The organism is Taibaiella koreensis, from assembly GCF_003545715.1.
In the GTDB taxonomy this organism is placed as follows: domain Bacteria; phylum Bacteroidota; class Bacteroidia; order Chitinophagales; family Chitinophagaceae; genus Taibaiella; species Taibaiella koreensis.
This window is the reverse complement of the sequence record NZ_QVNU01000009.1, coordinates 30893-56903: the sequence shown is the minus strand read 5'-3', so window position 1 is coordinate 56903 and position 26011 is coordinate 30893. Positions and strand designations below refer to the sequence as shown.

At 50.2% G+C, this 26011-nt stretch carries 25 protein-coding genes; 3 read left to right on the top strand and 22 right to left on the bottom strand.

Going from position 1 to position 26011, the window contains the following annotated elements:
* Positions 1-12: 12 nt before the first annotated feature.
* The gene (pdxR, locus tag DZK30_RS23305) at positions 13-1476 is read left to right on the top strand and encodes a MocR-like pyridoxine biosynthesis transcription factor PdxR (protein ID WP_162903383.1); all 1464 of its coding nucleotides are present in this window, start codon (positions 13-15) and stop codon (positions 1474-1476) included.
* Between the two features lie 28 nt (positions 1477-1504).
* Here pdxR and DZK30_RS23300 read toward each other — a convergent pair whose 3' ends face one another.
* Positions 1505-2065: a hypothetical protein gene (locus DZK30_RS23300; protein WP_118976609.1), complete on the bottom strand. Its 561-nt coding sequence runs from the start codon at positions 2063-2065 to the stop codon at positions 1505-1507.
* 396 nt (positions 2066-2461) lie between these two features.
* Here DZK30_RS23300 and DZK30_RS26105 point away from each other — a divergent pair, with 396 nt between their 5' ends.
* Positions 2462-2599, top strand: a complete 138-nt coding sequence (locus tag DZK30_RS26105; protein WP_162903382.1) for a hypothetical protein — start codon at positions 2462-2464, stop codon at positions 2597-2599.
* Between the two features lie 90 nt (positions 2600-2689).
* Complete coding sequence (locus tag DZK30_RS23290; protein ID WP_118976607.1) at positions 2690-6499, top strand: T9SS type A sorting domain-containing protein; 3810 nt, start codon at positions 2690-2692, stop codon at positions 6497-6499.
* Positions 6500-7005: 506 nt separating this feature from the next.
* Here DZK30_RS23290 and DZK30_RS23285 read toward each other — a convergent pair.
* From DZK30_RS23285 to DZK30_RS23170, 21 genes are all read right to left on the bottom strand, one after another.
* Positions 7006-9411 carry an outer membrane beta-barrel protein gene (locus DZK30_RS23285; protein WP_118976606.1) on the bottom strand — a complete coding sequence of 802 codons (2406 nt, stop codon included), beginning with the start codon at positions 9409-9411 and terminating at the stop codon, positions 7006-7008.
* A 209-nt stretch (positions 9412-9620) separates the two neighbouring features.
* Positions 9621-10061 carry a hypothetical protein gene (locus DZK30_RS23280; protein WP_118976605.1) on the bottom strand — a complete coding sequence of 147 codons (441 nt, stop codon included), beginning with the start codon at positions 10059-10061 and terminating at the stop codon, positions 9621-9623.
* 82 nt (positions 10062-10143) lie between these two features.
* A complete protein-coding gene (locus DZK30_RS23275) occupies positions 10144-10578 on the bottom strand; it encodes a hypothetical protein (protein WP_162903381.1) in 435 nt (144 codons plus the stop codon).
* Between the two features lie 44 nt (positions 10579-10622).
* Entirely contained in the window at positions 10623-11072 is a 450-nt protein-coding gene (locus DZK30_RS23270; RefSeq protein WP_118976603.1) for a hypothetical protein, read from the bottom strand.
* A gap of 36 nt (positions 11073-11108) precedes the next feature.
* Entirely contained in the window at positions 11109-11543 is a 435-nt protein-coding gene (locus tag DZK30_RS23265; RefSeq protein ID WP_118976602.1) for a hypothetical protein, read from the bottom strand.
* 45 nt (positions 11544-11588) lie between these two features.
* Positions 11589-12026 carry a hypothetical protein gene (locus DZK30_RS23260; protein WP_162903380.1) on the bottom strand — a complete coding sequence of 146 codons (438 nt, stop codon included), beginning with the start codon at positions 12024-12026 and terminating at the stop codon, positions 11589-11591.
* 86 nt (positions 12027-12112) lie between these two features.
* Entirely contained in the window at positions 12113-12544 is a 432-nt protein-coding gene (locus tag DZK30_RS23255; protein WP_118976600.1) for a hypothetical protein, read from the bottom strand.
* 168 nt (positions 12545-12712) lie between these two features.
* Positions 12713-13150, bottom strand: a complete 438-nt coding sequence (locus DZK30_RS23250; protein ID WP_118976599.1) for a hypothetical protein — start codon at positions 13148-13150, stop codon at positions 12713-12715.
* Between the two features lie 54 nt (positions 13151-13204).
* Positions 13205-13645: a hypothetical protein gene (locus DZK30_RS23245; protein WP_118976598.1), complete on the bottom strand. Its 441-nt coding sequence runs from the start codon at positions 13643-13645 to the stop codon at positions 13205-13207.
* Between the two features lie 57 nt (positions 13646-13702).
* Complete coding sequence (locus tag DZK30_RS23240; protein ID WP_118976597.1) at positions 13703-14137, bottom strand: hypothetical protein; 435 nt, start codon at positions 14135-14137, stop codon at positions 13703-13705.
* A gap of 51 nt (positions 14138-14188) precedes the next feature.
* On the bottom strand, positions 14189-14629 hold the full coding sequence (locus DZK30_RS23235) for a hypothetical protein (protein WP_162903379.1): 441 nt from the start codon (positions 14627-14629) through the stop codon (positions 14189-14191).
* Positions 14630-14648: 19 nt separating this feature from the next.
* Positions 14649-15089, bottom strand: a complete 441-nt coding sequence (locus DZK30_RS23230; protein WP_162903378.1) for a hypothetical protein — start codon at positions 15087-15089, stop codon at positions 14649-14651.
* Between the two features lie 58 nt (positions 15090-15147).
* Complete coding sequence (locus tag DZK30_RS23225; RefSeq protein WP_118976594.1) at positions 15148-15588, bottom strand: hypothetical protein; 441 nt, start codon at positions 15586-15588, stop codon at positions 15148-15150.
* 59 nt (positions 15589-15647) lie between these two features.
* Entirely contained in the window at positions 15648-16097 is a 450-nt protein-coding gene (locus DZK30_RS23220; RefSeq protein WP_118976593.1) for a hypothetical protein, read from the bottom strand.
* A gap of 39 nt (positions 16098-16136) precedes the next feature.
* A complete protein-coding gene (locus DZK30_RS23215) occupies positions 16137-16550 on the bottom strand; it encodes a hypothetical protein (RefSeq protein WP_162903377.1) in 414 nt (137 codons plus the stop codon).
* 882 nt (positions 16551-17432) lie between these two features.
* Entirely contained in the window at positions 17433-20132 is a 2700-nt protein-coding gene (locus DZK30_RS23200) for a T9SS type A sorting domain-containing protein (RefSeq protein WP_118976589.1), read from the bottom strand.
* 276 nt (positions 20133-20408) lie between these two features.
* Positions 20409-21185 (bottom strand): hypothetical protein, encoded by a 777-nt coding sequence (locus tag DZK30_RS23195; RefSeq protein ID WP_118976588.1) that lies wholly within the window; start codon positions 21183-21185, stop codon positions 20409-20411.
* 846 nt (positions 21186-22031) lie between these two features.
* Positions 22032-22763, bottom strand: a complete 732-nt coding sequence (locus DZK30_RS23190) for a LytR/AlgR family response regulator transcription factor (protein ID WP_118976587.1) — start codon at positions 22761-22763, stop codon at positions 22032-22034.
* 720 nt (positions 22764-23483) lie between these two features.
* Positions 23484-24329 carry an outer membrane beta-barrel protein gene (locus DZK30_RS23180; protein WP_118976585.1) on the bottom strand — a complete coding sequence of 282 codons (846 nt, stop codon included), beginning with the start codon at positions 24327-24329 and terminating at the stop codon, positions 23484-23486.
* A gap of 197 nt (positions 24330-24526) precedes the next feature.
* The gene (locus DZK30_RS23175; protein WP_162903375.1) at positions 24527-25051 is read right to left on the bottom strand and encodes a hypothetical protein; all 525 of its coding nucleotides are present in this window, start codon (positions 25049-25051) and stop codon (positions 24527-24529) included.
* Between the two features lie 10 nt (positions 25052-25061).
* Positions 25062-25937, bottom strand: a complete 876-nt coding sequence (locus DZK30_RS23170; RefSeq protein ID WP_118976583.1) for a C10 family peptidase — start codon at positions 25935-25937, stop codon at positions 25062-25064.
* Positions 25938-26011: the final 74 nt, after the last annotated feature.

The following is a 26011-nucleotide window of genomic DNA, read 5'->3' as shown; positions in this document are numbered from 1 at the left end:
TACCCTCCTGAGATGTTGCCATACAAAACCCTTATACGGCTTAATAGAGCGTCGAATGTCTCAATATACGTGCAGGTATGCAACGGTTTTATAAGCCTGATTACCCGCGGCACTCTTCAGCCGGCAGATGCCTTACCCAGCAGCCGGGTATTATCGGGGCTTATAGGGGTCAACCGCAATACCGTGAAGCTGGCTTATGAGGAACTTATCAGCCAGGGCTGGGCAGAGTCGGTCGAACGCAAGGGGATCTTCGTGCTGTCAAAACTTCCCACCGTATCCAGGTATAAAACGGAAGATCTGGTCAACGATCCCGGCAAGCAAACAACCTCTTTTACCTGGAGCAATCCCTTTGAGAGCAGTCCAGGGAGCGACAATTTCCAAAGATCGATCTTAACCATCGACGACGGCTTTCCTGATGTGCGCCTGACCCCGGTTGATCTGTTAATGCGTGAGTACCGGAGCCTGTCCAGGAAATTCTATGGGAAAAATTTCCTCAAATATGGCTATCCCAAGGGTGCGAAAAGTCTTCGCGAGGCGCTATGCAGCCATCTGGCTGATACCCGGGGGCTAACCATCAGCCCGGAAGATATTTTAATTACGAAGGGAAGCCAGATGGGCATTTATCTGGCGACACAATTGCTGCTCAGTTCACAGGACAAAATTGCCGTAGGATGGTCCAATTACCGTTCTGCCGATGAGATATTCCGGTACGCCGGTGCGCAGTTGGTAAGAATTCCCGTGGATGAATCCGGAATGAATGTCGATGTGCTTGAGGATATTTTAAAACGGGAAACGATCAGGGCAGTCTATATCATCCCGCACCACCATTTCCCTACTACGGTGACCATGAGCATTGATAGAAGGATGAAACTGCTAAAGCTTGCGAGAGCGTACCATTTTGCTATCATCGAGGACGACTACGATTTCGATTTCCATTACAACAATAAACCCTATATTCCGCTAGCGAGCATAGATCATAACCACAATGTGATCTATATCGGTTCTGTTACCAAAACTTTTGCGCCCGCCCTCCGCATCGGGTTTTTAATTGCCGAACAGAAATTTGTTGATGCCTGCTCCTCTCTCCGCCAGCTTATCGACAAACAAGGCGACTCACTTCTGGAGGAAGCGTTTTCGTGCCTCTATGATAACGGGGAAATGGAAAGGCATTTCCGTAAGACGATCAAGGTCTATCAGCAGCGCCGGGATCTGTTCTGCGAGATACTCAATACCAGCTTTAGGAACATTCTATCGTTTGACATACCGGAAGGGGGCCTTGCTGTATGGTCATTATTTAATCGGGACATCGATCTGAAAGTGCTGTCGCAAAATGCTTTAAAAAAAGGGCTGCAGCTTGGGGACGGTTCTTTTTACGATAACGAGGTATGCAAACCCAATGGATTAAGGCTGGGATTCGCTTCGCTTAATGAGCGGGAAATTACCAGGTCGCTCGAACTGCTGCGGAAGATCATTTGAACGGCTATAACGATTTCGCAGACTATAGTTACATACTCAGGCTCCATCCGACCATGCACCGGGCCACCTTTTGCTCATGATCGTATGCAGGCATTACCCAAAGAGTGGATGCTATTCCGGCGATAGTATACCGGAAATTGGGGCCAAGGCCGTGATAACGCCAATCCATGATCCCCAAACTAAGTTTATCTGAAAACCGGTGAAACACGTTAACCTTGTAAAGATAATTTTGATAACCCTTGCCCAGCTCTCCCAGCAGCAGCAAGGTATTCTCTCCCCGCTTGAGCCATAGGCTTGCAGAATACCGCAGACGGGTTTGTCCCGTTTCTATTCCAGCCGATACCGATAAATTTATATTGGGCGACGGTATGTAAGTTGCTCCGATCAAAGCCTGGCCCCATTTCTGGCGTACCAGCCCGAAAAAAGTGACTGCAAATTGTTTATTTATCTTCCTGCTCCCATAATAATTGATAACCGGCTCGATCGATCGATCCGTATTACATTTACTATAGAGCTCCAGCTGTGCACATGCCGCTGCAGGAAATACCAGAATCAGTATACCTATAAGGCTCCTACGCCAATGAGCCAATCGTCGTTTTGCCTTTGAATCCCTATGCCGGCTAGTTCTTTTGATGTACATCCCCTGCTATGCTTGTCTTATTGTACCGGATATGCTGTCTGTAAATAATGGTAAAATCTCATAAACCAAAAATAGCTGTATGGAAGGAGCCGCAGCCCCTCCAGCTTTGAGAAAACAGCTCCCCCAGGCCAGCCCCGACAACGGGAAGGAAAGGTATAGTTTCTGATGGGCACTCGCTGTGCTTTATATACCTGTGATGCATCTTAAATCGTATGCCAAGGTAACAGCTACCGTGTATAACCATGACCAGCAAAGAGAGGACACAGCCTGTGGCTATATTTCTACAGAACGGCGGCGGTTGCTTGGCTAATTTTGTGCCGATTTTTACCGACCAACATACCATTTATGAAAAAACTTCCACCATTTACTTCCCACGTAGTTGCAGGTTTGAAGCAGATGCAGCAGATCACTACCGGCAAACAAGGCAAAGCATCGGCTTCAACCTCGTCCACCGGCTATGTTCTGGCAAACGTTTTGGGTTAAAAAACCTCGCTTACTGTTCCGAAACCAAAACCTGATTGCCAATAATAGCGCCATACCCTCATTCCTTACAACGAAATACTTCATCTATTTATGAAGCATAAACTACCCTTTTTGCTTTGCCTCCTGCTTTGCTTATCTGTACGGTACAGCCAGGCACAATGCGGCCTGGATATTATGATACTCAATGATCAGAGCGGTTCCGTAGATGCCTCTGAAAATATGCAGGCACGCGATTTTATCCTTAAGCTGGCACAGGCACATTCCTTAGGCAATGCCAATACGGAGAACCGTATAGTGCTTTCAGAATTTACCGAAGCCTATTATCAATACAGCTTTCCTGCAGCCGGTTTGAATTATACGACAAGTCTCGCTGATATTATTGCCTACAAAAATGCGCCGCGTAGCTTCACAGGAGGAACAAATGTGAACTATGCCCTGCTTAGAGGCTTCCAGGACATTAACGAAACCCTTGTACCCACCCGGCAGACACGCAAATTGTTGCTGGTGCTTACAGATGCTTCGCCAGGCCAGGCCTCGGCCAGCATCATAGATTACGCCGGTTATGTAAAGGCAGCAGGCGGTATCGTAGCAGTATTGGCCATCGCAGATGCTGTCAACATTCCCGAGCTGCAAACCAGCGCCAGCAGCGGCTTATACTTCGCGGCTACGGATTACGTCACGCTCAATACCAATGCTACGGCAGTTATCAGTAGTATATTGTCCCAAGCCTGCTCTGCAGCATTACCGGATCCCAAATGGGACCTTACCGTGACGGCCAATACTTTTGATTGCAATACCGGCACTATTTCCTATACGGTAAGCAATCCCAGCAGTGTCGCTTTTTCCGGCATGCTGCAAACGGCTTTTTATAACAGCAATCCTAATACCGGCGCAGACTTGCTGGCAGTCGATGCTCATCCTGCCGAAAATATCGCGGCCGGAGGCAGCCAGGCCTACACCTTCAGCCATACATCATTGCGCTACCAGAAAAGGGCTGTGGCCGTAGTGAACCTGGATACTACGGGCGGCAAAGGGGCTACGCCTTTGCCTTATGACCTGCATCCCCGGATGATGGATACCCTGGAAGGCAACCCCTTCAACAATATCAGCGCCGTATTGCAGGGTGCCGGCTGTCCTTCAGGCGCAACGCTGAATGTATCGAATACGGCCGTTTCCGTAGGCTGCGATAAGAAGGTGACCTACCAGGTGCAGGTATGTAATACAGGAAGTGTCGCCGCGAATAATGTCGTACCAAAGATGATCCCCGGAAGCCATCATCTCGTGCTGGTCAGCAGCGCCAACGATGCGACCGGTACAACGGTCCAGACCGCCGATATGGCCAACCCGGGGGCGGATATTGCAACCCAGGGTTATGATGGTTATTCAAATGTTGTCCCTCTTCCTAACCCTCCCAATGGGTACACTTCCGCTGTGGGCGCCAATTTTAAGTTTGGGCCAACGCTCACGCCGGCGTACTATGCGAATGGCGTATTTACTTTTCCACCGGTAAGCGCAGGCTCCGGCGTACCTTTCGGCGCTACGATCCTTTCGGCGCAGCTTACTGCCAAGATAGCGGCCAGCGGCGACTCCACCATTATCGGCGGGATCAAAGTAAGCGATGCCGGTATGTGGGACAACAGCACCAACCATCCCGGCAATGCCTGGGAAGCCCATCCGACCAGCAACACCGCGCCGGTAACCGGCTCTGCTACACCCGCCGTACAAACAGTGGAAGTAACGGCCGTAGCCCAGGAGTTGGTTAACCAGCCGGACTGGACCAACAATTCTGCTATGGCCTTTTTCTGGCATGGTAACAGACATATATTCAACGGAGCAGTGCCGGTATCCACACTACAGCTTACCTATAAGCCCGCGCCCAATATCGCGCCCGGTCAGTGCGTGACCTATACCTATGTGTTCCAGGATACGGCTACAACAGGTGTAGCAGATACTTTCAACGCCAGCGTAGCCATAACGACGAGTACGCCAGGCACGCTTATCTTCCCTGACACAGCATTTGCGGCAGATACCCTTACGGGCCTCAATGGTTATAACGGCGCGCTGGCCAACCATACCAGCGATGATGTGATCGTGCCGGCTGCGACAGGTTGCACACAATTGCCACAAGCCATCACTACCACTGTAGGCATTATTCCTTCGCATATTTGCGCCGGGCCAGGCACTTATGTTACCGCTACCGTAACCATCAATAACCCCAATACCGAGCCCCTGCCCTCCGGCATCATCCTGCACAATTTGATACAGAACCTGGACCTGGCCGGCGCCGGTGCTACCTTTGCCAGCGAGCCTTATGGCCTGACCAACGGCCTGCAGCTGGCCCGGCCCGATGTTTTGTCACCGGCTTATCCCAATGTCGCTTATGCGCTTTCGGGAAAAAGCGGTGCGCAGCAATTGCCGCTACAACAGCTACCTCCCGGCACCAGCACCTTTAAGATCGATCTTGCGGCCGGTGCTACCGACTTTAACCTGTCTTCCTTCATCAGCAGCATTCCTTCAGTATACAATGCCACCGGCAACAGCGATACAACGCAGGATGCCACCGGCGTTACGATCAATCCCGCACCGGCTATTACCTGGACCTGTCCGGCCCCGGTTACTACTGGTAGCACGATCGTCCTTAGCGCCGGCGCTGCCAATGCCGCTTCCGTAACGCTGACCAGTGCTACCGTAGGTGTGCTGACCAATACGGGTTCGGTTACGACACCGGCAGCCACCTATACTCCTACGCCAGGCGATATAGCCAATGGCTATGCTGCGCTTTCAGTTACAGCTTTGTCCGATAGCGGCTGCGAGGCATCTTATAGCTGCCAGGTTATTATTAATGGCGTAAGCTACGACTATGGCGATGCGCCATCCAGCTATGACCTTAACGACAGCACGGTGAACATCGCCGCAGGCTGCACCGTATTGCCCGGTCTGTACCTGGGTCTTATTGCCCCAGGCACCGAACCGGCAGCCAAGGCTATAGGTACCAATGCAGACGGGGACGGTATTGAGGAAGATGGTCTGCTCAGCACCGTACCGGTGATTAACGGGGATACGGCAACCTACCAGGTGCGGGTAACGAACAATACCAACTTCCCTGCCTATGTAAATGGCTTTCTCGATTATGATGGCAACGGCAACTTCAGCGCTCCCAATAAACGTTCCTCGCAGATCCTGGTTCCGGCCAACAGCGGCAGCGTAGTCTACAATATGGTCTTTGTGGATACTAACCTGAGCAATGCGGCGCCAGACGCCTATATGCGTTTACGCCTTTCTACCGATGCCGTTGCTGTCGCATTTCCTTTCGGTGCTGCGCCGCAAGGCGAGGTAGAGGATTATCGTGTATCTACGCATACACCGCTACCGGTTGCGCTTTCTGCTTTTAGCGCCAGGGCTGCCGGCTGCGACGTTGCTTTAAGCTGGATAGTGGCCGCCCCAAATGATTTTGCTTTCTTTACCGCAGAACGCAGCGGCACAGACAACCAATTTCATCCGGTAGCTACATTGAAGTACCTCGATACAAAACAAGCCTACGCGATTGCTGACCAAGCGCCCGGCGCCGCCCAGTGGTATTACCGGCTAAGACTGGCAAGCAAGGACGGCCAGTATCGCTACAGCGCGATAGCGCCGGTAAATCTTAGCCGTTGCACAACAGAGGAAGCGGTTACCTTGTATCCCAATCCTACCGCGGATAATGTTACCATTACCTGCGCTGCTGCAATAACGCAGGTGGCCTTGGTATCGCTTACCGGTAACCTATTGTACAGCTATAATGCCAGCCATCCGGAGACTGTCGCGGTTATTGACCTCAGCAACTTATCCCCGGGCATATACCTCATCAGAACAACCAATAGCAAAGGCGCTGTTGTTACCCAAAAGCTGATCAGGGATTGATCCTTCTTATGAATATTATGGCTAACAGGTATATTGTACAAGGTCAAATCCATTCTTTTGGCCGGAAGCAGAAATAGCAGAAGCTTGAATAGGTGAAGAGCGATAAGTTAAGGAGGGATGCGCCGTCTCTGGTGCATCCCTCCTCGCTGCTACCGTGGCTTGATTTCTACAAGAACGCATTAATGGGTTGGTTAGGTTTGCGTTATTATTTCTGGCAAAAAATCACCAATTTTCAAGAAGATAATACAATAAACGAAGGTTCATATGGGTTCTGATAGCCGTTGGTTCCGGCTTATTGGTTTGTAGCCACACTTTAAACAGTGTGGCTTTTTTTATATCGAAGCTACCTCATGTACAGGCTATATTTTCGATATCTTTTGGTATATCGCTTTCTTCGTAAAATCTTATCCGGGAGGTTATGATTGATAGTATAAGCCGTCTACAAAATCCATTCCAAAGTGCATCTACCGGAAAGGTAGCGGGAAATGCTTGTCGAAAGGAATCTGCTAATGGAAATATTTATACCGGTACATGATGGAGAAAAGGAAGTAGCGCCCCAGCCTGTTATAGGTCCGGTCTTCGATATAATTGTCGCCGATGGTGCGCTGGATATTGGGCTCACTGTTGAGCAGGTCGGCAACCTGCGCCTTCAGAAACAGGCCGGGTATCTTTTTAAATTCTTTATTCACACCCGCTCCTATCAGTACAAAGTTCCGGTCAAGGCCATCCGAATAGCCCTGGTTGGCCGAATAGGCTACACTACCGCTCAGAGTAATATAAGCCGGGAGATGTAGCTTGAAATCTGTGGACAGCAAATGGGTGTTAATATTGTTGTTGCCATACATCAGCTGGCTTTCGGTCCTGCTCATACCATAGGTATAGGCAACCTGTCCTTCGAGCAATGTAGTCGTCAGGTTGGCACGCAACGTCGGCCGCAGGTTGTATACCCGTACTGTTTGCTGCACATCATTGGTGATATTCGCATTATCGGTCATGCCTGCCTGTAATGCCAACATGATCCGTAAGGGCTTAGTGATGTTGCGTGAAAAGCTGATTGAGGTCGCCAGGCTACTACCGTCCACGTTGACCGGCTGCGTGTATTGCTTGTTACCGATCAGGGTTATTTTATTGACAATACGATTGGCCGTTTGGTTATAGGTGACGGTGGCCCATATAGAGGCGCCCGTCTTGGGGTTGAGCCGGTTATAGCTGAGCGCAAAATTGTTCTGCACTTCCGGCTTCAGATCGGGGTTACCGATAAATATGTTCAGGCTATCCTGGTAATTGGGAGCAGTCCGCAGCATGCTGATATCCGGAGGTTGCATGTTGCCCGAGTAGCTGAAATCGAGCTCGTCCTTATTGCTCAGCCTGTAGCGCGCATTCACCACCGGCATATAGCTCGTCTTATTGTTCCGGATTGTGCTGGCCTCGTATATATTCCGGTTGCTACCCGAGAAGAACTGACTTCTGAAGCCGATGCCTGCGGTAAGGTTTTTAAGAGACAGCTGATACTTGATGCCTGCGGTATGCTGCTGGTAATTGTACTCGGTAATATAGCTCTGCAGGCTATCGAAAAGGCTTTGGTCGCCTGTTTGCGGCGTGAAAACATCTTTATGATCCTTGCTGCTGAACAGTTGCATGGAATAGTCGAAAGCCAGGCGGTGCTTATCGCCCAGCGGCTCGGTATATTGAAGGGAAAACGTGGTATTTCTCTCCCGGGTATGCTGGTCGGTGGTATTATTGTTCGGATCGCCGCTCTGTACCCCATTGCTGAAGCTGGTATTGTTGCTATAGCCGTCTATATTGCTGCTCTGGAAGCGATTGTCCAGGCTGACAAATAAAGTACGGCCGGGCGTGGCAAACCGTTTCATATAGGAAAGCAGTAGCGATGCTCCTGGTGTATTCCGTATGGTACGGGCATCACCCAGGCGGGAAAACCGGCCGCCTGCGCCGCTGCCGTAGTAATTGGAATCCACGCTGTTCTGTGATCCTTCGGTGCGGGTGTAATTAGCATTAAGCGCCATTACCAATGTGGTGGAAGGGTCAGCCTGGTATTCCAGTCTTGTATTCAGTTTATAAAGATCGTTGGTATTGCGTTGACTGCCGTTGCGATGCTGAAAGTAAGTATCTCCCGGTAGGAACGTCCTGCGTTCGGCCACTTCATCAAGGGTCTTCTGCTTGCTCAGCACCTCGATAGCACCCGACACTTTCAGCTTTGACCCTGGATTATTGTACACGTAATTGGTATTGATATCCTTCTGGACCACGAGGCCCTGGTTGGGCGGGTTTTGTCCACCGGCGTCATTGTCATCGTTGAGACCTGTATTATTTGTATTGGTGATATAGCCGGTCGATGTGATCCGGAGGCGGCTGTTCATGTAATTCAGGAAATTGTTCCCGGCATACCGGCTATGGGTACCGGCACCACCCGACACGCGTCCGTAGACGCCCCCGTCGATGTCTTCCTTCATACGCACATTGATGATCTTCTCGCCAGGGCCCTCCCTTATGCCCGACAGGCGCGATTGTTCCGGGTACAGGTCGGTAACTTCTATTTTATCGATGATCTCGGCGGGTAAGTTCTGTGTGATGGAACGGATATCATTGACCTCCATTTCCGTACCATTGACAAAGATGCGCGTCACATCCTTGCCCTGTACCGATATTTTACCGGAAGAGCTGACATCTATCCCCGGCATTTTTTTGAGAATATCTTCTGTTACGGCAGACGCATCATTATAGAAAGAGTCGGCCACGTAGATGGTTGTATCGCCTTTACGGCTTATCGCCTTCCGGCTCACGATCACGAATTCTTCCAGTTGAACGGTATCTGTCAATAAATGCGGTGTTTGTGCCGATACATCCAAAGATAGCAGCAGGAAAATAAAGCCGGATAGTAAGCGCTGAAGCATGTGTGTCCGTTAAGATAACAAAACTTTTGAAAAGGTAGGCGAAGCGGCTGTAGCCGCTTCGCCAGATAGGAAACTATTCTCAAGGCCGTCATTTTGTTCTGTTGAACGGTTCGAAATACAACAAAAACAACAGCGCAAGCCTGTTTACATTTCCACTTTGCTCAATGTGACAGGCTCGAAACCTTTCAAAATAGTCTCATCAGTTCTCTTTAGTTAAAATCGATAAAAGTATTACTACCTACAGTTGTCCAGGTACCGGTTACGGTTGCACCGCCACAGGCGCTGGGGAAAGTAACTGAAGTAGGAGAGCTGCAGCCGGAACCCAGGCCACCGCCGAAAACACCACCGGATACCGCAAAGTACTTGATGGCATCCCAACCCCATACAGTAGGGCCTCCGGTGGTTACGGCCATAAGACCGCCCTGCCAACCGGGAGAAGTATTGAGGGATGCCACGTTGTTGTAGGCCAGGGAACCGCCGGCGCCTACCGTTACTTGAACACTTTGCAGTGTGCATTGACCGGTGTGGTTGGCATCATGTCCGCGGATGCTCATACTGATCGGGCAGGCAGTATTGTTGGTAATAAACAAAGCCGCTTTTGAAGAAACGGCGGCCATGCACAGCAGGGCCATTGTAACAACCTTTTTCATAGGTTTTTTCGTTTTTAAAATGGGTGAAAAATGAATAAAAAATAAAAATCGGTACCGGACATGCAATCGCCCGAAAGGAAAATCAGTTAATATCAACAACTACATTCGAAGCAAGGGGTCCCCACGAAACCGTAACCGTACCGGAGCCCAGGCATACATTGGGAACAGTTATGGTATTGGTGGTGGTGCAGGTAAGATCACCCACATGGCCGCCGACCATGCTGCCCTGGAAATTGAACAGGAACGAACGCCAGCCCCAGGCGCCGCCTGTAGTTGTGGCCGTATAGCCGCCACCCCAGCCGGGAACCACATTCATCGAGCTGACATTGTTATAAGCGTAAGAGGTACCTGGTGCTATGGTCATCGGGTTGGTATGCATAATACAACCCGGCGTATTGATGTCGTAGGCTACCACAAAGCCCTGGAAGGTGCAGGTGGTATTGTTATTGATGAATAAGGCCGCCTGCGCGCCGTAAGACAGCAAGGCCAGTAAGGCCACAATAAGGAAACGTTTCATGATCATGTGCTTTAAGATTGATTAAAATAACGTAAGGCTACTGCTTAGTTGATATCGATAACCGTATTGCTGCCAAAGGGGCCCCAGGTAACGGTTACACTGGATCCGCATGTGTTGGGTATCACTGTAGACGCGTTAGGAATGCAGCTTCCCGCAGCACCTACTACACCGCTGCCGCCTGCCAAGCCGAAGTAGAACTTGGTGGCGTCCCAGCCCCATACGGTAGTACCACCGGTAAGCACGGCAGGACCATTGAGCCAGGAAGGAGTACCAGAGTTCAGCGTGGTCACATTGTTATAGGCTACAGAATTGTACGCCGGTACCACAAACCAGCCGGAATGCAGCACACAGGTACCGTGATTGAAATCATGCGCATAGAGCTCCATGGTGATATCGCAACCGGTGTTGTTGTTGATGAACAACGCAGCTTTGGCCTGGGGCGCAGCGGCCATCAGCAGGAACGCGGTGAAGAGCTTTGGGAATAGTTTTTTCATAAATGTTTGGTTTTATTGAAGGTTAAGAAAAAATGTTTAATTAAACTCTACCAGGGAATTCGCGCCTATAACAACCCAGTTAACTGTTACCGGATTGCCGGAACAGGCATTAGCAGCAGTAAAGGAATAGCTGGATGCACAACCCGTAGGCGGTCCCACCTGGCTACTCAACATGGTAAACGTAAAAGCGACTGCATCCCAGCCCCATGCTGCGGTGCCGCCGGATGTCGATGCAAGGGCACTACCCATCCAGCCGGGGCTGGTGTTCAGGCTGGTTACATCCTGTAAAGTAATCACTGCACCAGGAGGTAACAGTATCGTGTTGGATTGCAGGCCGCAGATCGTATGCGCAATGTCATGCGCTTTGACAACAACAGGGATCGTACAGGGCGTGTTGTTTATAAGAAACAGGGCAGCTTTTGCACTCATGGTACCCAACGAGAACAGCAGCAGGATCAGGATCTTTTTCATGTTGTTACTTTTTTTAGGATCAAGAGAGTGTCGCTAAAGCGAGCATCAATAGAAAAAGTCGGCAACGGTATTGGTGCCAACCACATAAAAATGGCCACCCACATCGGCGCCGCAGGGATCCTCGGCTGCGCCGCTGATACCAATAGCACAAGTACCCGGATGCCCAATGATCAGGTTGGTGACGCCATTGTATTCCACGGCATCCCAGCCCCATGCGGTAGTGCCGCCTGCCGTAGTAGCCATAGTGCCACCTTGCCAACCCGGAACGGTGTTCAAGCTGCTGACGTTCGCAAACATCTCAAAATCGCCTGGCGCTATCGTAATCAGGTTGGACCGCAGCGCACAAGCACCGGTATTATTGATATCATGCGCGCGTACCCTGACCTGGATCGTACAATTGCTGTTATTGGTAATGATAAGCGCAGCATTGGCCTGGATGCCCAGCAACGCCATCACAACAAGGAAGAATAGTTTTTTTAACATTCGTTCTTTTTTTTATAAGGTGAAGTATATGGGTTAGCGATCAATAGCAATCCCCAAAAGGCAATTGGGATACACTACCCTGCCTGTTAATTATATAGCTCGATCAGGATATTATGTCCTGCGACAGACCATTTTACATTCAGATCGGCGCCGCATGCATCCTTGATCATACCATTGGTGACTGTGGCGCAGCCCCCTGAAACACCTACTTTCAGTGTCTTGCTGCCATTGTGAAAGCTCAGTGCGTCCCATACGGCAGCCTTGGGGTCTCCTGAAATCTTCATCTCTTTTTCCCAGCCGGGTTTGGTATCTACCAGCCCTGCATTGTTAAGCGCTATCGTGCCCATAGGTGGAATGGTCATTATCTTAGATTCCAGCTCGCAGGCTTTGCCATTTTCGTTATGAGCGTAAACACGCACCTGCACCGTACACTTGCTGGTATTGTTGATGAAGAGGGCCGCCTTTGCAGCAGGCGCCAGAAGGGAAAGTAATGCTGCAGCAAGTAATTTTTTTTTCATAGATGCTATCTTTATTTTTCAGAAAATGACTTCATATAGTGTATCGGGGGGAAGCTTTGCGGCCGTGACCGGCAAGGATTTCCTCTCTTCAGCAAATGCCCCATATAGGGAGCGATATACCGGCAACTGTATACCGCCCCCATGGTTGCTCTTGTACGACAAAAAATACTAGTTGGCTTCTATGATAATGTTGTTGCCAAGGGGCTGCCAGGTGACAACCGAACTGCTGCCGCATACATTGGGTACCGTAACAGATTGGGTAAGTCCGCAGCTGGTAAGCCCTACGCTGGCGCCACCGCCGCTGGTAAAGAAGAATTTTCCGGCATTCCAGCCCCAGGTGCCCGCTCCGCCGGCAGTGGAAGCCGTAGCACCACCAAACCAGAAAGGCGAGGTCGTATTCAGGGTGGCTACCGAATTGTAAGAAACGGATGAATTAGGTCCCAGAACAATCAGGTTGCTTTGCAGTCCCCAGCATCCGGTATGGGTCGGGTCGAAGGCAAAGATGGTCATGTTCAAAGTGCAATTGGTGTTGTTGTTGATGAACAACGCGGCCTTGGCCTGAGCGCCGAGTACCAGAAGCGATGCAGCAAGAAGTAGTTTTTTCATAGGGGTGCTTTTAAAAATTTAGCGTTGGGGGTAAAAAAATAATTGGTGTTCCGCTTAGTTAATATCGATAAAGGTATTGCCGCCGAGAACCGACCAGGCTGCCGTTACACTGTTACCGTTACAGGCATTGGGCGTAATAACCGATGCCGTAGGGGAGCAACTGCCGGTGTTACCGATCTGCGCCCACATGATACCGCCGTTGGTCACAATGGCCGCGTCCCAACCCCATACCGTAGTACCACCGGCCGTGGTAGCCGTCTGGCTGTTCTGCCAGCCCGGAGCCGTGGTATTGAGGGTAGCCACATTATTAAAGGCGGCAGATGAGCCCGGAGCCAGCTGGAGACGGCCCGATGCCAGGCCGCAGATACCATGGTTCGCATCGTGGGCATTGATGATCACGACCATGATGCAGCTGGTATTGTTCGTGATGAACAAGGCCGCTTTGGCGCCCGCGGCCGACAGCAGCAAGGCTAAGGCAATAAATAGCTTTTTCATAAGAGGCATTTGATGTGTGTGAAAAATTTTCAGGCAGGTACCTTACCAGGCTGAAGATTAATTAAAGTCCACTACCGCAGTACTACTGCTGACCGCAGTCCAGGTAGCCGTCACATTCGCTACCGGTATGCAGCCATTGGGTACCGTCAGGTTATCGGTCGTAAAGCAGGCGGTCGTATTACCGATAGGGCCGCCGCCGGAGCCGTTGAATGTAATGCCATCCCAGCCCCAAACTGTCGTACCACCGGTGGTTACGGCAGTTTGCCCCAGCCAGCCCGGCGTCGTATTGAGGTTGGTTACATTATTGAATGAAACGGCCGACATGGGTGCTACAACAATACGGCCGGAGAGCAAGCCGCAGGTGCCGTGGTTCAGATCATGTGCATAGACCTGGACAATTACGGAGCAATTGGTATTGTTGTTGAGGAACAGGGCGGCCTTAGCCTGGGCGCCGAGCGCCAGGAGCGAAGCGGCAAGAATCAGTTTTTTCATAAAGATGATTTTGAAAGGAATAAATGATTTGAATGAATAGCCGGTTTCCGATTAATTAATATCGATGAAGGTATTACCACCCATGACCATCCAGTCTGCTGTTACGGTGTTGGTTCCACAGGCATTCAGCGTAGCGACCGAGGCCGTTGGGAAACAGCTGCCCGGATTGCCTATTTGCGCCCACATCGGACCGCCATTGTTGACGATAGCCGCGTCCCAGCCCCATACCGTAGTGCCACCGGCTGTCGTAGCCGTCTGGCCGTTCTGCCAGAAAGGGTTTGTGGTATTGATAGTAGCCACGTTATTGAACGCTGCAGATCCGCCGGGATTGATCTGTAGCCGGCCCGATTCCAAGCCGCAGGTACCGTGGTTCTGGTCGTGGGCGTATATCATTACGATCATAATACAGCTCGTATTGTTGGTGATGAACAGGGCGGCTTTGGCACCGATGGCCGACAGCGACAACAATAAGGCGATGAGCAAAGTCTTCATAGAATTGGCTTTAATTTGATTAAGGATTGAATTCGAGTATGGTATTACTACCCAGAGGACCCCAGGTAGCGGTTACATTGGCTACCGGCAGGCAGGTATTGGGTACGGTAAGCGTAGTGGTAGTAAAGCAGGTGCCGGGATAGCCCACACCCCCGCCACCGCTTCCGTTGAAAAAGGCGCCATCCCAGCCCCATACCGAAGTACCACCGGTTGTCGCGGCAGTCTGTCCGTTCAGCCAGCCCAGGTCGGTATTAATACTGGCAACGTTGTTATAGGAGGCACTTTCCCAGGCTTCCAGCACAAGACGCCAGGACTGTAACACACAGGTGCCATGGGTGATATCGTGGGCATAGATCTGGACAACCACACGGCAGTCGGTATTGTTGCTGATGAAGAGCGCCGCATTTCCTTTAGGTACAGCGGCCATTGCCAGGAAGGCAAAGAGGATTAGTTTTTTCATTGCTATTGGTTTTTGGTTAAAACAGAATTAATAACCGGGAACGACCTTTCGGGGGCAGTTAGTTAGCTTCGACAAGAATGTTGTTGCTACCGGGCAATGTGGTCCAGGTTAACGTTACGCTGCTGCCACAGGCTACGCTTGTAACGGAACCAGGGATCCCGCAGCTGGCGAGGCCTACACTACCGCCTCCGCCACCTGTAAAGAAGGTCTTAGCGGTAGTCCAGCCCCAGGTGGTCGGTCCGCCGGCGGTGGAAGCCATGGTGCCGCCAAGCCAAAATGGCGGTGTCGTATTCAGGGTAGCCACCGTAGCATAAGAAACGGAAGAAAAAGGCCCCAGTGTAATCAAACTGCTCTGTAAGCCGCCACATCCGGCATGGGCCGGATCAAAAGCGAACATAGTGACATTTAATGTGCAGTTAGTGTTGTTATTGATAAACAGGGCAGCCTTCGCCTGGGCGCCAAACGCAAGCAGCGAGGCAGCAAGGATCAGTTTTTTCATAAGTATTGGTTTTGGTTTAAAATGGAATCAATGACCTGAAACGATGTTACCGGAACGGCTTAGTTGGCTTCTATAAGAATGTTGTTGCTGCCGGACAAAGGCGTCCAGGTTACCGTTACCGTACCGCCGCAAGGATTGGGTATCGTAGCGGTTTGCGGCAGGCCGCAGCTGGTAAGCCCTACGGTAGCACCGCCACCGCCGCCACCGGAGAAGAAGAACTTACCGGCATTCCAGCCCCAGGTAGTCGGACCGCCGGCGGTAGAGGCTATAGCCCCGCCAAACCAGAGCGGCGACATCGTATTGAGGCTCGCTACCGAATTGTAGGAAGTCGAATTGTTAGACGTTACGGAAATGACATTACTCTGCAATGCCCAGCATCCGGCATGGGTTGGATCGAAGGCGAACATGGTGATGTTGAAGGTGCAGCTGCTGTTATTATTGATGAACAAAGCAGCCTTAGCCTGTGCGCCAAGTACCAGGAGAGAAGCGGCAAGGATCAGTTTTTTCATAAGTTTTGATTTGGTGGTTGAATGAAAAATGATTTGGGCTTAGTTGAAATCGATGAGCGTATTTGCGCCAATGGCAGTCCAGTCGGCCTGTACCGTAGAAGTACCGCAACCGTTAACAATGGTTATAGATGTCGTGCCGCCGCAGTTGGGTCCCAGGTTGCCGCCCAGGCTGGCGCCTCCGAAAAGTGCCGAATCCCAGCCACTACCGGCAACTACTGCGGGTCCGTTCTGCCAGCCCGGGCTTGTATTCAGCGAAGTCACATTGTTGTAGGCCTGCGAGGTGCCGGCAGCTACAAGAAAGCGATTGGATTGCATGAGGCAGGTACCATGATTTGCATCGTGGGCCTGGATAAGCACATACACATCGCAACCGGTGTTGTTGGTAATGAATAATGCGGCCCTGGAACTAAGCGCCAGTAAGGAGCAGCAGGCGACCATTACTAGTTTTTTCATGTTGTCAATAAAATTTTAAAGGTTAAAGAACAGGTTTAAAAATGAATTAAGCTGAAATAAGAATCGCGTAAACGGATACACTTGCGACAATGGATATTGCCCCCGGATACATTGTCCAAACGACATCTCCGCGAAGTGTTGGCATAGGAAGGCTGCTCGTCGCAAAACAAGACCACCGGCCATGAGCCGTACTTTGTCAGCAGTGGCGATAAGCTTTCCAAACCGGAAATGCTGCGTCGTGATGAGCTGCATGCAGTATCGCAATCGAAATACTACAACAACCGTCAGGCGCTATAAACCGGGTAGGAACAAGCCGCCAGCAATACTGGATAGGTATAGTTGCTATTAGCGCTTACCATACAAGGCTTCTCCGGAATAGTGCGTGTGATATTCAGTAGAAGAAACTGCTTACCGTGAATACGCGGAGAGAAGCACATGAGGTTTCGCAGGTGCATGCGAAAGCGCTGGGGTAACCGGGTTACCCTGGTAGAAATTTGTATGTTATGGGTAAACTGTACGGGTCGTACCGGTGTACAGGGCATGTGCCGGTCTGTACTACCGTGGTGAAGGTGCGGGGCAGCACCCTTAAGGATAATGATTGTTTCATAGATTCTATTTTGGTGTTTGGTTGCCTGGATATATGCCATATATCCATTAATGAAGTAACGTAGAAAGGCGTAAAGCATCATAGATTTCTTTACGAACGGTATCATTTTCCTTACGAACGGTACAATATACTAAAATCGACAAATCGGCTAATGGAAACGATTAAATCAATATACATAAAAAAAACAGACCAATAGCCTGTGTACAAAAAGAGGCTGTTCACGCAGCTTATATGCGGAACAGCCTCACATGCAGGCGGGCAAGCGCTCAGTGTACCTAACGGATCAGGGTGATCTTCTTAAACACCTGATCGTTTGTTTCAGATCTAATGACGACAGCATAAGTACCTTGCGGCAGCTCGTCCGGCAGCTTGAATTTCGTGCTGCTGAACCCATCTATAGTGCTTGTCAGGACGATACTGCCTACCGTGTTGTATACAGCCATGCTGTACTGCCCCTTACCCTTAACCAGGATAGTGAATTCACCATTGGTAGGATTGGGATAAAGCTGGACTTGTCCGGCAGCGATCGAAGGCGTATTGCTACCCGGATTGGCCGGCCTTTCGCCGTAATCCGACTCCGAATTCGCGAGGAAATGCTCCACATATTCGATCAGATCAGGATCGCCCGAGGCATTGACAGAATCTCTCAGGGAATTGAACCAGTTTTGCTCATCCTCCTCGGTAATCTGGATACTGTCATCTACCGGCGCATTACCGTAATACTGCTCTGAGTCAACGGCGATGGTCAACGGCACGCCATCCGGCGGAAAATCAAGCGGGGTATAGCCATCTTCGTCCGTACCGGTTCCTTCCGCCGGAGTCGCTTCTCCGCCAAAACTATCTCCGGTTCCCTTATTGCCTACCGTATGATCTACCGGTACATCTTTTGCCAGGGCATACACATATCCTTCTTCCTGGCACCGGTAGTCCTTGACCTTGGCCTCAAAGGTGGCTCCTTTGTGTGCCTGGAAGCCGGGCTTCAGATCGATTACCTTTGCGCAGCGCACTCTCAGATCGCCATGAATGTAGATGCTGTTCTTCATGCTTAAATATTCCAGGAAATTCAGCTTCAGCGGTGTGCGGTGTGATCCATAACCTGTGGTATAAGCGCCATAATTGGTAAAGTAGTCTTCCCTGTAATAAGGATTCATCATCGCGGGCGTCAACTTTGCCCCTTGTATGATGGTAAACAGGTTCCAGACCACCATATAATCCAGGTTATTAAAATCACTGTTCTGGCCGCCATCGCCACGCTTGCCAAAATCCTGCAGCCGGTTTGCATTGGACCATTGCCAGGCATTCTGACCCGAAAAGTCTTCATCTTTGCCGTAATCCGGGCCGGTGGTGGTGTTATTGCGATAGAACTGATGACCTTTATCGTAGGAATGGCAACCACAGAAAGGAGCATCGCTCAGCAAGCGTTCATAGCTTTCATTGTGACCATACTCCTTCTCCTCCGCATTGAACCAGACCGTACTGCCGGGACCCTGGCCATTAATGATCTGCCACTCCAGCGGCAAATGGGGCCAGGCCCATTGCTGCGACGACCCGTGCTTGGCGATCTTCTGCTTGGTGGTGTTCTTCAGCGTTATTGTCGGACCAAAGATCCCAAACAACTTAAACCCGATCTTCCAGTTGTTCGCAAAGGTGCTGTAGGTATTGGCGTAGAACAATTCATTGGAACCTCCCTGGGCAAACTGGGCAGCATTGGGCACCTGTAGCAGCTGGTAAGCCGCTTCCCACGCCGGATTTCCCGTTGTGTTCACCATTTGTCCATAGGAATGCGGATAGCTGTAGGCGCGATTGACCAGGCCTATATGCGACAAACCCGCGACAGCACCTACCGACTGAAGGAATATCTGTCCACCGCCGGCATTGCAGGCATTGTTGGACGAAGGGTCGCCCACACAGCGATTGGTTACCGGGTTACACACCGTAAACTCGGGATGTGTATGACAGCCGTTAAAAGCAGGCCATTCAAATATCCGGTACAATTGCTCACGGGCGTTCTCCCTCAGATTGGTACCATTATAGGTGACATTGCTTCCGAGCAGCCAACCCGTCATGCCCATCCCATTGTACAGCATGCCGATCTGGTCCTGCGACTCTTCGGCCGGACCACGCGCCCAGGGCCAGTTGGCGGCCGTATAGCCATTGGGCATTTGGGCTGTATGCCCGGGAACAGTAGCTTGGGAGCCAAAGCCCTCCTCTATATCCACCTGCGGCGTATTGTAGTAAAAGCCCGGCCGGTGAAAGTGGTTCCAATTGTATTCCACAAAGGTGCTTAAAGTGACCATAGAGCCCTGGCTGGTATGAAGGCTGGGCACATCGTCACGGATAAAAAAGCCATTGAGATCGTCATCCTTTTCGATCCCGGGAAGGTCGGGTGTGCCGCAATAGGGATAAACCCTGTCGTAATCGCGCCAGGCGGGTTCAGCTTTCTTGTCCAGCCGGTCAAAGGCGACCTGCGCATAATACAATTCTTCTTCGGTACGGCGGGTGCTTAAGCCGCAATCGTGGAGGATACGCCATTCGCCGGCCAGTGCATTCATATAATTACCCAAGTGCTGCGTAGCGTCTCCCCAGTAAGCTTTGTCATTTTTACCGTTATCGCGGAATTTCCAATGTTCCATAGGGATGCTTTCGCCGCAGGCGGTCCCTATTTTCATAAAATCATTTACGAGCCGGTAGCGATACCACCAGTACTTTTCGAGGTTCCGGTATTGGGTCTGGGTATAAGATGTGACCCGCTGCGCCGACAAATTTTGCGCAGTCAGTATACCCAATAAAAGGATTATATATTTTTTCATAGCGTTTACATTATGTGTGCTGATAAAAGTAATCATGCGTGCATTTGACCGGCGAAAACACATCGGCGGCGTAAGGATAAGCGTAGTGGCTTCCTTCCATAGTACCGGGCGCTGTCGCAGCAGGCGTACCTTCTCAGAATAGCGCCGGTAACATTTCTTAGCCATAAGGAACAGCACCTCGCCCTATACCGGATGAGGCTAACCTGCTTCTTTACCCGGAGGCCAGGCCAAAGCATCAAACGAATAACAAAGCCGGCAAGGGTACGATCAGCGTCCCTGTTATTGTCTGCGAGCGTCCATACGCCGTTGCCGGCGCCAGCTTGTCTGCGGGCTATGCTGCTCCGGTCTATCCCAACTTATCATCCTGCCATCCATAGATAGCTATGTCAGGCCTTACCTTATTTGTGCCGTGTATCTATACGCCGGGGCAAATGCTATTCATTAACGATTCTGTGCCGCCTGCACTTTCAGGGCATCGATTTCCTTTTGTTGCTGCAATATGTAAAGCGTCAGCTCTTCGACTTTCTGGAGCAGCCGGGCATCCATTTTCTGCAGGTCAATTCCTTGCGCTACCGCTTCTGCTGCAGAGGGGACATCCGGCAAATGTTTGTTCTGCTGAATGAATTGTTCCAGTTGGGGAAGCGTGCGCATTTTGTAATCCTTGCCAAATACATAGTCTGCCCAGTCGGCTGTATTCATTACCGCTACCCGTACCCTTTCGGTAAGGATACCCGATTCAACATACAACTTATAGTCGCCCGGTGTAGGTATATTCTGAGTAATGAAAGAAGAGCCGATAGTTACTTTTCCGTCGCCGCCGATCCGCATCCTGGTAAGGCTGCGTATGTCGTCATTGGACAGGTTGCCGGGCGTGCCGCCTGTTTTATACCTTGTAGCAAAGGACAGGTTACCGCCTATATCGCCATAAATAACCTGGCCGCCATTGCTTTCCCCGCCGTCGCCCAGATAGGTCCAGGGCTTCTGGAGGTTCCCGTCATGAGCGATATTGAAGCCTATGTATCCGGTACCATACAAGGTATTGTCCCCACCCCAGCTGGCGCCGATGGCTGTCCGGGCCGCCCAGGATTTCAGTGTGATCAATCCGTTGTCTGTATAATAATTCCCCAGCTGGTCGGGGCCGCCTAGCTGCTGCGCATAAGTATGGCCAGCCGAAACGATAGTCAGAATAGAAATAGTGAATTTGAAAAAGTTCTTCATTTTGAATGATGTTAGTTGATGTGAAAATAAATGGCGTGTCACTGCAGGCAATGCCTGTGTCGGGCGCGGCCCGAAGCCTTTCAAGGCTCATCGCTGTCTGTCCAAGGAATATACTACGCCGGCCGTACTAAGGCCAGCCAGGTCTATGGGCATTACCGGAGATGAGATATGGCCGGGCCAACGCAAGGATGCTTAAGCGGGCTTTTTCATCATAGGCGATATGTTTTGGTATTTATGATCGGGTGATGGCCGGCCCCGGATGACCTGGCCCCGGGACCATAGCAAACCTATTACTACCGCTCTGATAGCGATAGTCCCGATCGTTTTCCGGTGGCTGCCAATCGTTTTCTGCTGGTTTTTCCGGGGAAATCGCGAGGCTGTTTACCCGGGAGTATAGGCATGAGCGTTGCTGGTAATGCTTTACCCTGGGTATAGCGATCCGCCGTAGCCTGGCCTGTTATTTTGTGATAGCCCTGTGAAGCTGAAAAGGCGGGTTTACCCTTGCAATGCCTTTTGAGCCATATGGTATACAAGGGATCAACGGGATAAAGCACTCAAAATCCCTTAGGCAAGCTGCAACCCGGGTAACAATGTGAACTGTAGAAATGAGGTAAGGCCTTACTGTAGACACCACATTGCCATACGGAGATCTGCGGGCGTCACAGTAGTATTTCCTTAATGAACCAAATCAAGACACCAGGACGCCAGGCACGATTAAAAGAAGCCGTAGTGCCGTTGTGAGCGAAGAAGAAGATGCGGAATACTTTTGTTTACGGCATTCATAAACCTGGAGGCGGCAATAAGAAAGGTCGTTGTAAAGGAAAATGTGCTAAGAAACGCATTTTTTCAATGGTGCGTGAGCACTTTAATCACCTCTTCCCGCTTTCGCGTGGATACGGGTACTTCGATGCCACCTTTTAAAACGAGGTAGCCCTCACGGTGATACAATTCCACGTGTTCGAGATTGACGATATAGGAATTGTGGACGCGGATGAAAGAAAAGGACGGTAGCAATTTTTCATATTCCTTTACCGACCTCGAAACGGTGATCTTCCTACCGTCAGTAAGAAAGAACAAGGTATAGCCGTTGTTGCTCTGGCAGTATAAGACTTCTTTGCGTGGTACGACCCGTATGATATTGTGTTCTTTTAAGACAATGCGGTCGCAGCCATCAGCGCTCATCATATGCTGGTGGGCGACCGATATCTGGTCGCCCGATTGCCGGGGAGCGCCGCCCGCTTTTTCCAGGGCGGCCATCAGCTCCGCCTCATCTATTGGCTTCAGCAGGTAGTCCAGCGCGCCGAGCTTCACTGCTTTGATCGCATGCTCATTGTAGGCAGTGATGAAAATGATCTTAAAGCTGATCTCCGGTAAGCCCGAGAGCAGGTCGAAGGCAGTACCATCCTCCAGCTCAATATCAAGCAGAACCAGATCGGGAGCGGTAGTCGTCAACAATACCCGGGCAGCAGCGACAGTGCTGCAAGTGCCCGCGACGAAAACCCCGGGCGGCTTCCCCATCATCGACAAAAGCGCATTCCTGATCGGGAGATTATCCTCAATAATCAAAACGCGGAGCATCGGATGAGTATAATAGTAAACAATCCGCACTGTAACAAACAGTGCGGCTATGGTGTTGACGGAAAACGGGCATCTTTTACTGTATTATCTACTCATTATGAGACAATATGCAAATTAAGTATTCTTTCCAATTGTGCATATTTAATTTTGATGCCATTGCCCCGCGCACATGCCACGCATGCGCCTGTTCATGCGGTTATTTTGCTCACAGAGGCACAATGGTACAAAGAGGGACGCTTTAAACATAGTATGTGCGTTTGCGCGCTATAAATACCCGGGATCCTTCTCTGCACATGCTGCGCAAGCTTCGATCAGGATGCAGTGTGCGTGCTATAGGATGCGCCTGTTCATGCGGTTATTTTGCTCACAGAGGCACAATGGTACAAAGAGGGACGCTTTAAACATAGTATGTGCGTTTGCGCGCTATAAATACCCGGGATCCTTCTCTGCACATGCTGCGCAAGCTTCGATCAGGATGACAGTGTGCGTGCTATAGGATGTGCCTGTTCATGCGGTTATTTTGCTCATGGAGACACAACGGCACAAAAGGATCATAAACAGATCATCGTCCATAGTTACGCCGCGCCGCCGTGGGCAATACAATCTAGTGCCTTTGCGCCTCGAGCGCGCTAACAAAGCATTCGGGGTTATTCACCTGGGCCGGCCCTTTTTGGGGAAAATGCCCGACGCTGATCCCGGGGCGTTCGGGCCAGGCTACGGTCAAAAGTAATAGGAAAGACCAAGCCTAAGGCCCAGCCGGCTTAAGGGTATCTCAAACGGCTGTTGGACATTCCTGCGTCCCTGAGTGAAGCCAAGATTATACTGTACATCGTTTTCATAATACGTCGTACGCTGCTCCTCAGGGATCTTATTCAACAGGTCTTGTCCGTCCTCCGAATAAGACACGATCGTTTTTTGCTTTGCATCCAGATTGAGAGCCGTAACATTGATCTCAGCCAAGGCCCACAGGTGCTTGACAATCCGGTACTCGCCTCCGATCCCGGAGGTGAATCCCAAAGAAAATCTCGTTTTTACTTCAGCATTGGTCAGCCTGTTAGGGTATGCCAGGTCCTCGATATAAAATTTTGCCCCGAGGGGTAAAGCCAGGCCTGCTTTTGCATGAATAAAAAAGTTTGTTCCCAGGGGGTATCGGTATTTGATCGCCGGCGACAAAAGCAGCAGATTACCAACATGGGTTGTGCTGGTAAACAGGTCTCCGAATTCCTCGAGCGTTTCCCTGTAGGTCTTTTTACTTTTCGACAGGCCGATTTGTATGCCCAGGTCAAAAGCCAGGTTGGGGCTGATACAATAGCCGATGCTGCCGTTGATCCAGTAGCCCGCTGCAAAAGAGGTCTTTTTGGTTGTGCTGCTCAATGAGACCGGGTTGCCGCCCGCCGATGGCGCCAGATAAGTTTGGATATATTGATCTTCAAAACCCCTGTTGCCCAAAACCGGGATAGCATATTCACCGCTCAAATTGACGTAAAAGCGGCTATTATCCTTTGCATAAGATAAATTGGTCGCAGCAGCTAAAAGTAAAAGTGTGTAAAGCCTTTTCAAGTTCATCGTATTTCAGGTTTGTTTTAGAGATGAGTATTAATTGTCGTTTTAAACATTATTGGGTGATATGTCCCCGGGAGCATGGATTTATTTATGTTACCATCCCGTCGAAAAGACGGCTACAAATGGTGCTTCGACGGGCTCAGCACCGTTATCAAAACGAATTTGACTAATGTTTCCAATATCGGGATAGTCAGCTTTATTTATTTCGAGAACAGGTAAATAGGCTTGCCATTGTCCGTATGGATGTCGGTGGTTTCGGGAGCATCTTTTCCGTTGAAACGAACTATGGTAAAGGGATTATCACAATAGCAACGGTCTCTTGCGCCAGCTTCGCTGCCGATATCTGCGACTTCTACGTATAACGTGTCGATATCGGCGTTGGGATATTCCAAATACATGGTGTTGACACCCTCGCCGCGAATAATGTATCTGGCGATGTATCCACTGCACAATACGCCTTTTCCATCCAAGCCACCCGAGCTCCTTGAAGCTGGAAAGAGAAACGTTCTATCATCATAATTCCAGGGCAGGCTATCAATCCGATTGCCATTTTTATCATAATAAAAGAGTTTAACCTTAGCTAGTATCGAGTCATCTAAAATCTGTCCATCCAGTTTAATTTGAAAAAACAAGACATTAGGTGGAAGAGCAGGAACACGTTTCGCCTTACATGCGACAAAAACAAGGCATAAAGAAATAACTACTCCCGAGATTGATTTTCTCATTGTTATGGAATTATGGATGGACATTATGGAGAATGCTTCTTGAATATTGATAAGCAGCATCGGTAGCCCAATTGCCCGTCTGGAAATAGAACCCGTTTTCATTGCCGTCCCATCCCCAATTCATATGCAAGTGAAAGCTCGTACTACGGCAGGGATTAGCAGACACTCTGTAGCCGTCACAAAGCCAGGTGTGGCATTTGCCATGCTTAAAATGAAGCTGTAACCAATTGACCTGTTGTGTACAGCCATCCAATATTACAGGCCTGCCGGCGTCTATATCGGCTTTTATTGTCCAGCGGCCTGCGTTGTTGTCATAATCATCATACTCACCGAATGCTCCGTAATAAAGATAATTTCCAAAGAAGTTCCTCAGGTCTTTGGTCTTCGCATCGGATCCACCGCAAGCCCAATTCATATTCACCGTCTGACCAACATTAAGCATGAGGCGCTGTACACCCGTATCTCCAGCATTGCGATTCATAGCGGCATAATTATAGTTATATACCGTACTGGGAGCAGCCCAAAAATGGGCAAGAATGGCTCCAGCTGTGGCTACACAACCGGTGGGCGCTCTGCCACAATCTTCTGTGCACCCCCCAACAGGAATAAGGTTGTTATAAGTGCATTGCTGCCCCCAATTATTATTGAGCCATGGACCTTTAAAGCCTATAACGTCGGGTGCGCATATAGACAGGCGTTCTATCGTTCTGAGCAGATTAAGAACCCTGTTGTCGTAAACAGCCGGTGCCCGCAGGCCTATTTGCAGCCATGACGAACGGTTGCCATCAATGTCATCCGTAATTTCCTCTTTTCGTATGGCATCGATCACGGCACTTGTCGTGGTGAACCATATTGAACAGGTACATCGTCGGAATACCGTCTTCATTGTTGAACGTTATGGTTGAGGCGATCTGCCGTTTGGTTATTTTATTCTCGCCACCCATAAATAGATCGTGTGTG

Excerpts from the sequence above, each read along its gene's own strand:
- DZK30_RS26105 (WP_162903382.1), top strand. The coding sequence starts at position 2,462 with ATGAAAAAACTTCCACCATTTACTTCCCACGTAGTTGCAGGTTTGAAG.
- DZK30_RS23225 (WP_118976594.1), bottom strand. The coding sequence starts at position 15,588 with ATGAAAAAACTGATCCTTGCTGCCTCGCTGCTTGCGTTTGGCGCCCAG.
- pdxR (WP_162903383.1), top strand. The coding sequence starts at position 13 with ATGTTGCCATACAAAACCCTTATACGGCTTAATAGAGCGTCGAATGTC.
- DZK30_RS23260 (WP_162903380.1), bottom strand. The coding sequence starts at position 12,026 with ATGTTAAAAAAACTATTCTTCCTTGTTGTGATGGCGTTGCTGGGCATC.
- DZK30_RS23230 (WP_162903378.1), bottom strand. The coding sequence starts at position 15,089 with ATGAAAAAACTAATCCTCTTTGCCTTCCTGGCAATGGCCGCTGTACCT.
- DZK30_RS23290 (WP_118976607.1), top strand. The coding sequence starts at position 2,690 with ATGAAGCATAAACTACCCTTTTTGCTTTGCCTCCTGCTTTGCTTATCT.
- DZK30_RS23235 (WP_162903379.1), bottom strand. The coding sequence starts at position 14,629 with ATGAAGACTTTGCTCATCGCCTTATTGTTGTCGCTGTCGGCCATCGGT.
- DZK30_RS23180 (WP_118976585.1), bottom strand. The coding sequence starts at position 24,329 with ATGAACTTGAAAAGGCTTTACACACTTTTACTTTTAGCTGCTGCGACC.
- DZK30_RS23170 (WP_118976583.1), bottom strand. The coding sequence starts at position 25,937 with ATGAAGACGGTATTCCGACGATGTACCTGTTCAATATGGTTCACCACG.
- DZK30_RS23195 (WP_118976588.1), bottom strand. The coding sequence starts at position 21,185 with ATGAAGAACTTTTTCAAATTCACTATTTCTATTCTGACTATCGTTTCG.
- DZK30_RS23190 (WP_118976587.1), bottom strand. The coding sequence starts at position 22,763 with ATGCTCCGCGTTTTGATTATTGAGGATAATCTCCCGATCAGGAATGCG.
- DZK30_RS23285 (WP_118976606.1), bottom strand. The coding sequence starts at position 9,411 with ATGCTTCAGCGCTTACTATCCGGCTTTATTTTCCTGCTGCTATCTTTG.
- DZK30_RS23265 (WP_118976602.1), bottom strand. The coding sequence starts at position 11,543 with ATGAAAAAGATCCTGATCCTGCTGCTGTTCTCGTTGGGTACCATGAGT.
- DZK30_RS23200 (WP_118976589.1), bottom strand. The coding sequence starts at position 20,132 with ATGGCTAAGAAATGTTACCGGCGCTATTCTGAGAAGGTACGCCTGCTG.
- DZK30_RS23280 (WP_118976605.1), bottom strand. The coding sequence starts at position 10,061 with ATGAAAAAGGTTGTTACAATGGCCCTGCTGTGCATGGCCGCCGTTTCT.
- DZK30_RS23220 (WP_118976593.1), bottom strand. The coding sequence starts at position 16,097 with ATGAAAAAACTGATCCTTGCCGCTTCTCTCCTGGTACTTGGCGCACAG.
- DZK30_RS23255 (WP_118976600.1), bottom strand. The coding sequence starts at position 12,544 with ATGAAAAAAAAATTACTTGCTGCAGCATTACTTTCCCTTCTGGCGCCT.
- DZK30_RS23250 (WP_118976599.1), bottom strand. The coding sequence starts at position 13,150 with ATGAAAAAACTACTTCTTGCTGCATCGCTTCTGGTACTCGGCGCTCAG.
- DZK30_RS23275 (WP_162903381.1), bottom strand. The coding sequence starts at position 10,578 with ATGAAACGTTTCCTTATTGTGGCCTTACTGGCCTTGCTGTCTTACGGC.
- DZK30_RS23215 (WP_162903377.1), bottom strand. The coding sequence starts at position 16,550 with ATGAAAAAACTAGTAATGGTCGCCTGCTGCTCCTTACTGGCGCTTAGT.
- DZK30_RS23175 (WP_162903375.1), bottom strand. The coding sequence starts at position 25,051 with ATGAGAAAATCAATCTCGGGAGTAGTTATTTCTTTATGCCTTGTTTTT.
- DZK30_RS23245 (WP_118976598.1), bottom strand. The coding sequence starts at position 13,645 with ATGAAAAAGCTATTTATTGCCTTAGCCTTGCTGCTGTCGGCCGCGGGC.
- DZK30_RS23270 (WP_118976603.1), bottom strand. The coding sequence starts at position 11,072 with ATGAAAAAACTATTCCCAAAGCTCTTCACCGCGTTCCTGCTGATGGCC.
- DZK30_RS23240 (WP_118976597.1), bottom strand. The coding sequence starts at position 14,137 with ATGAAAAAACTGATTCTTGCCGCTTCGCTCCTGGCGCTCGGCGCCCAG.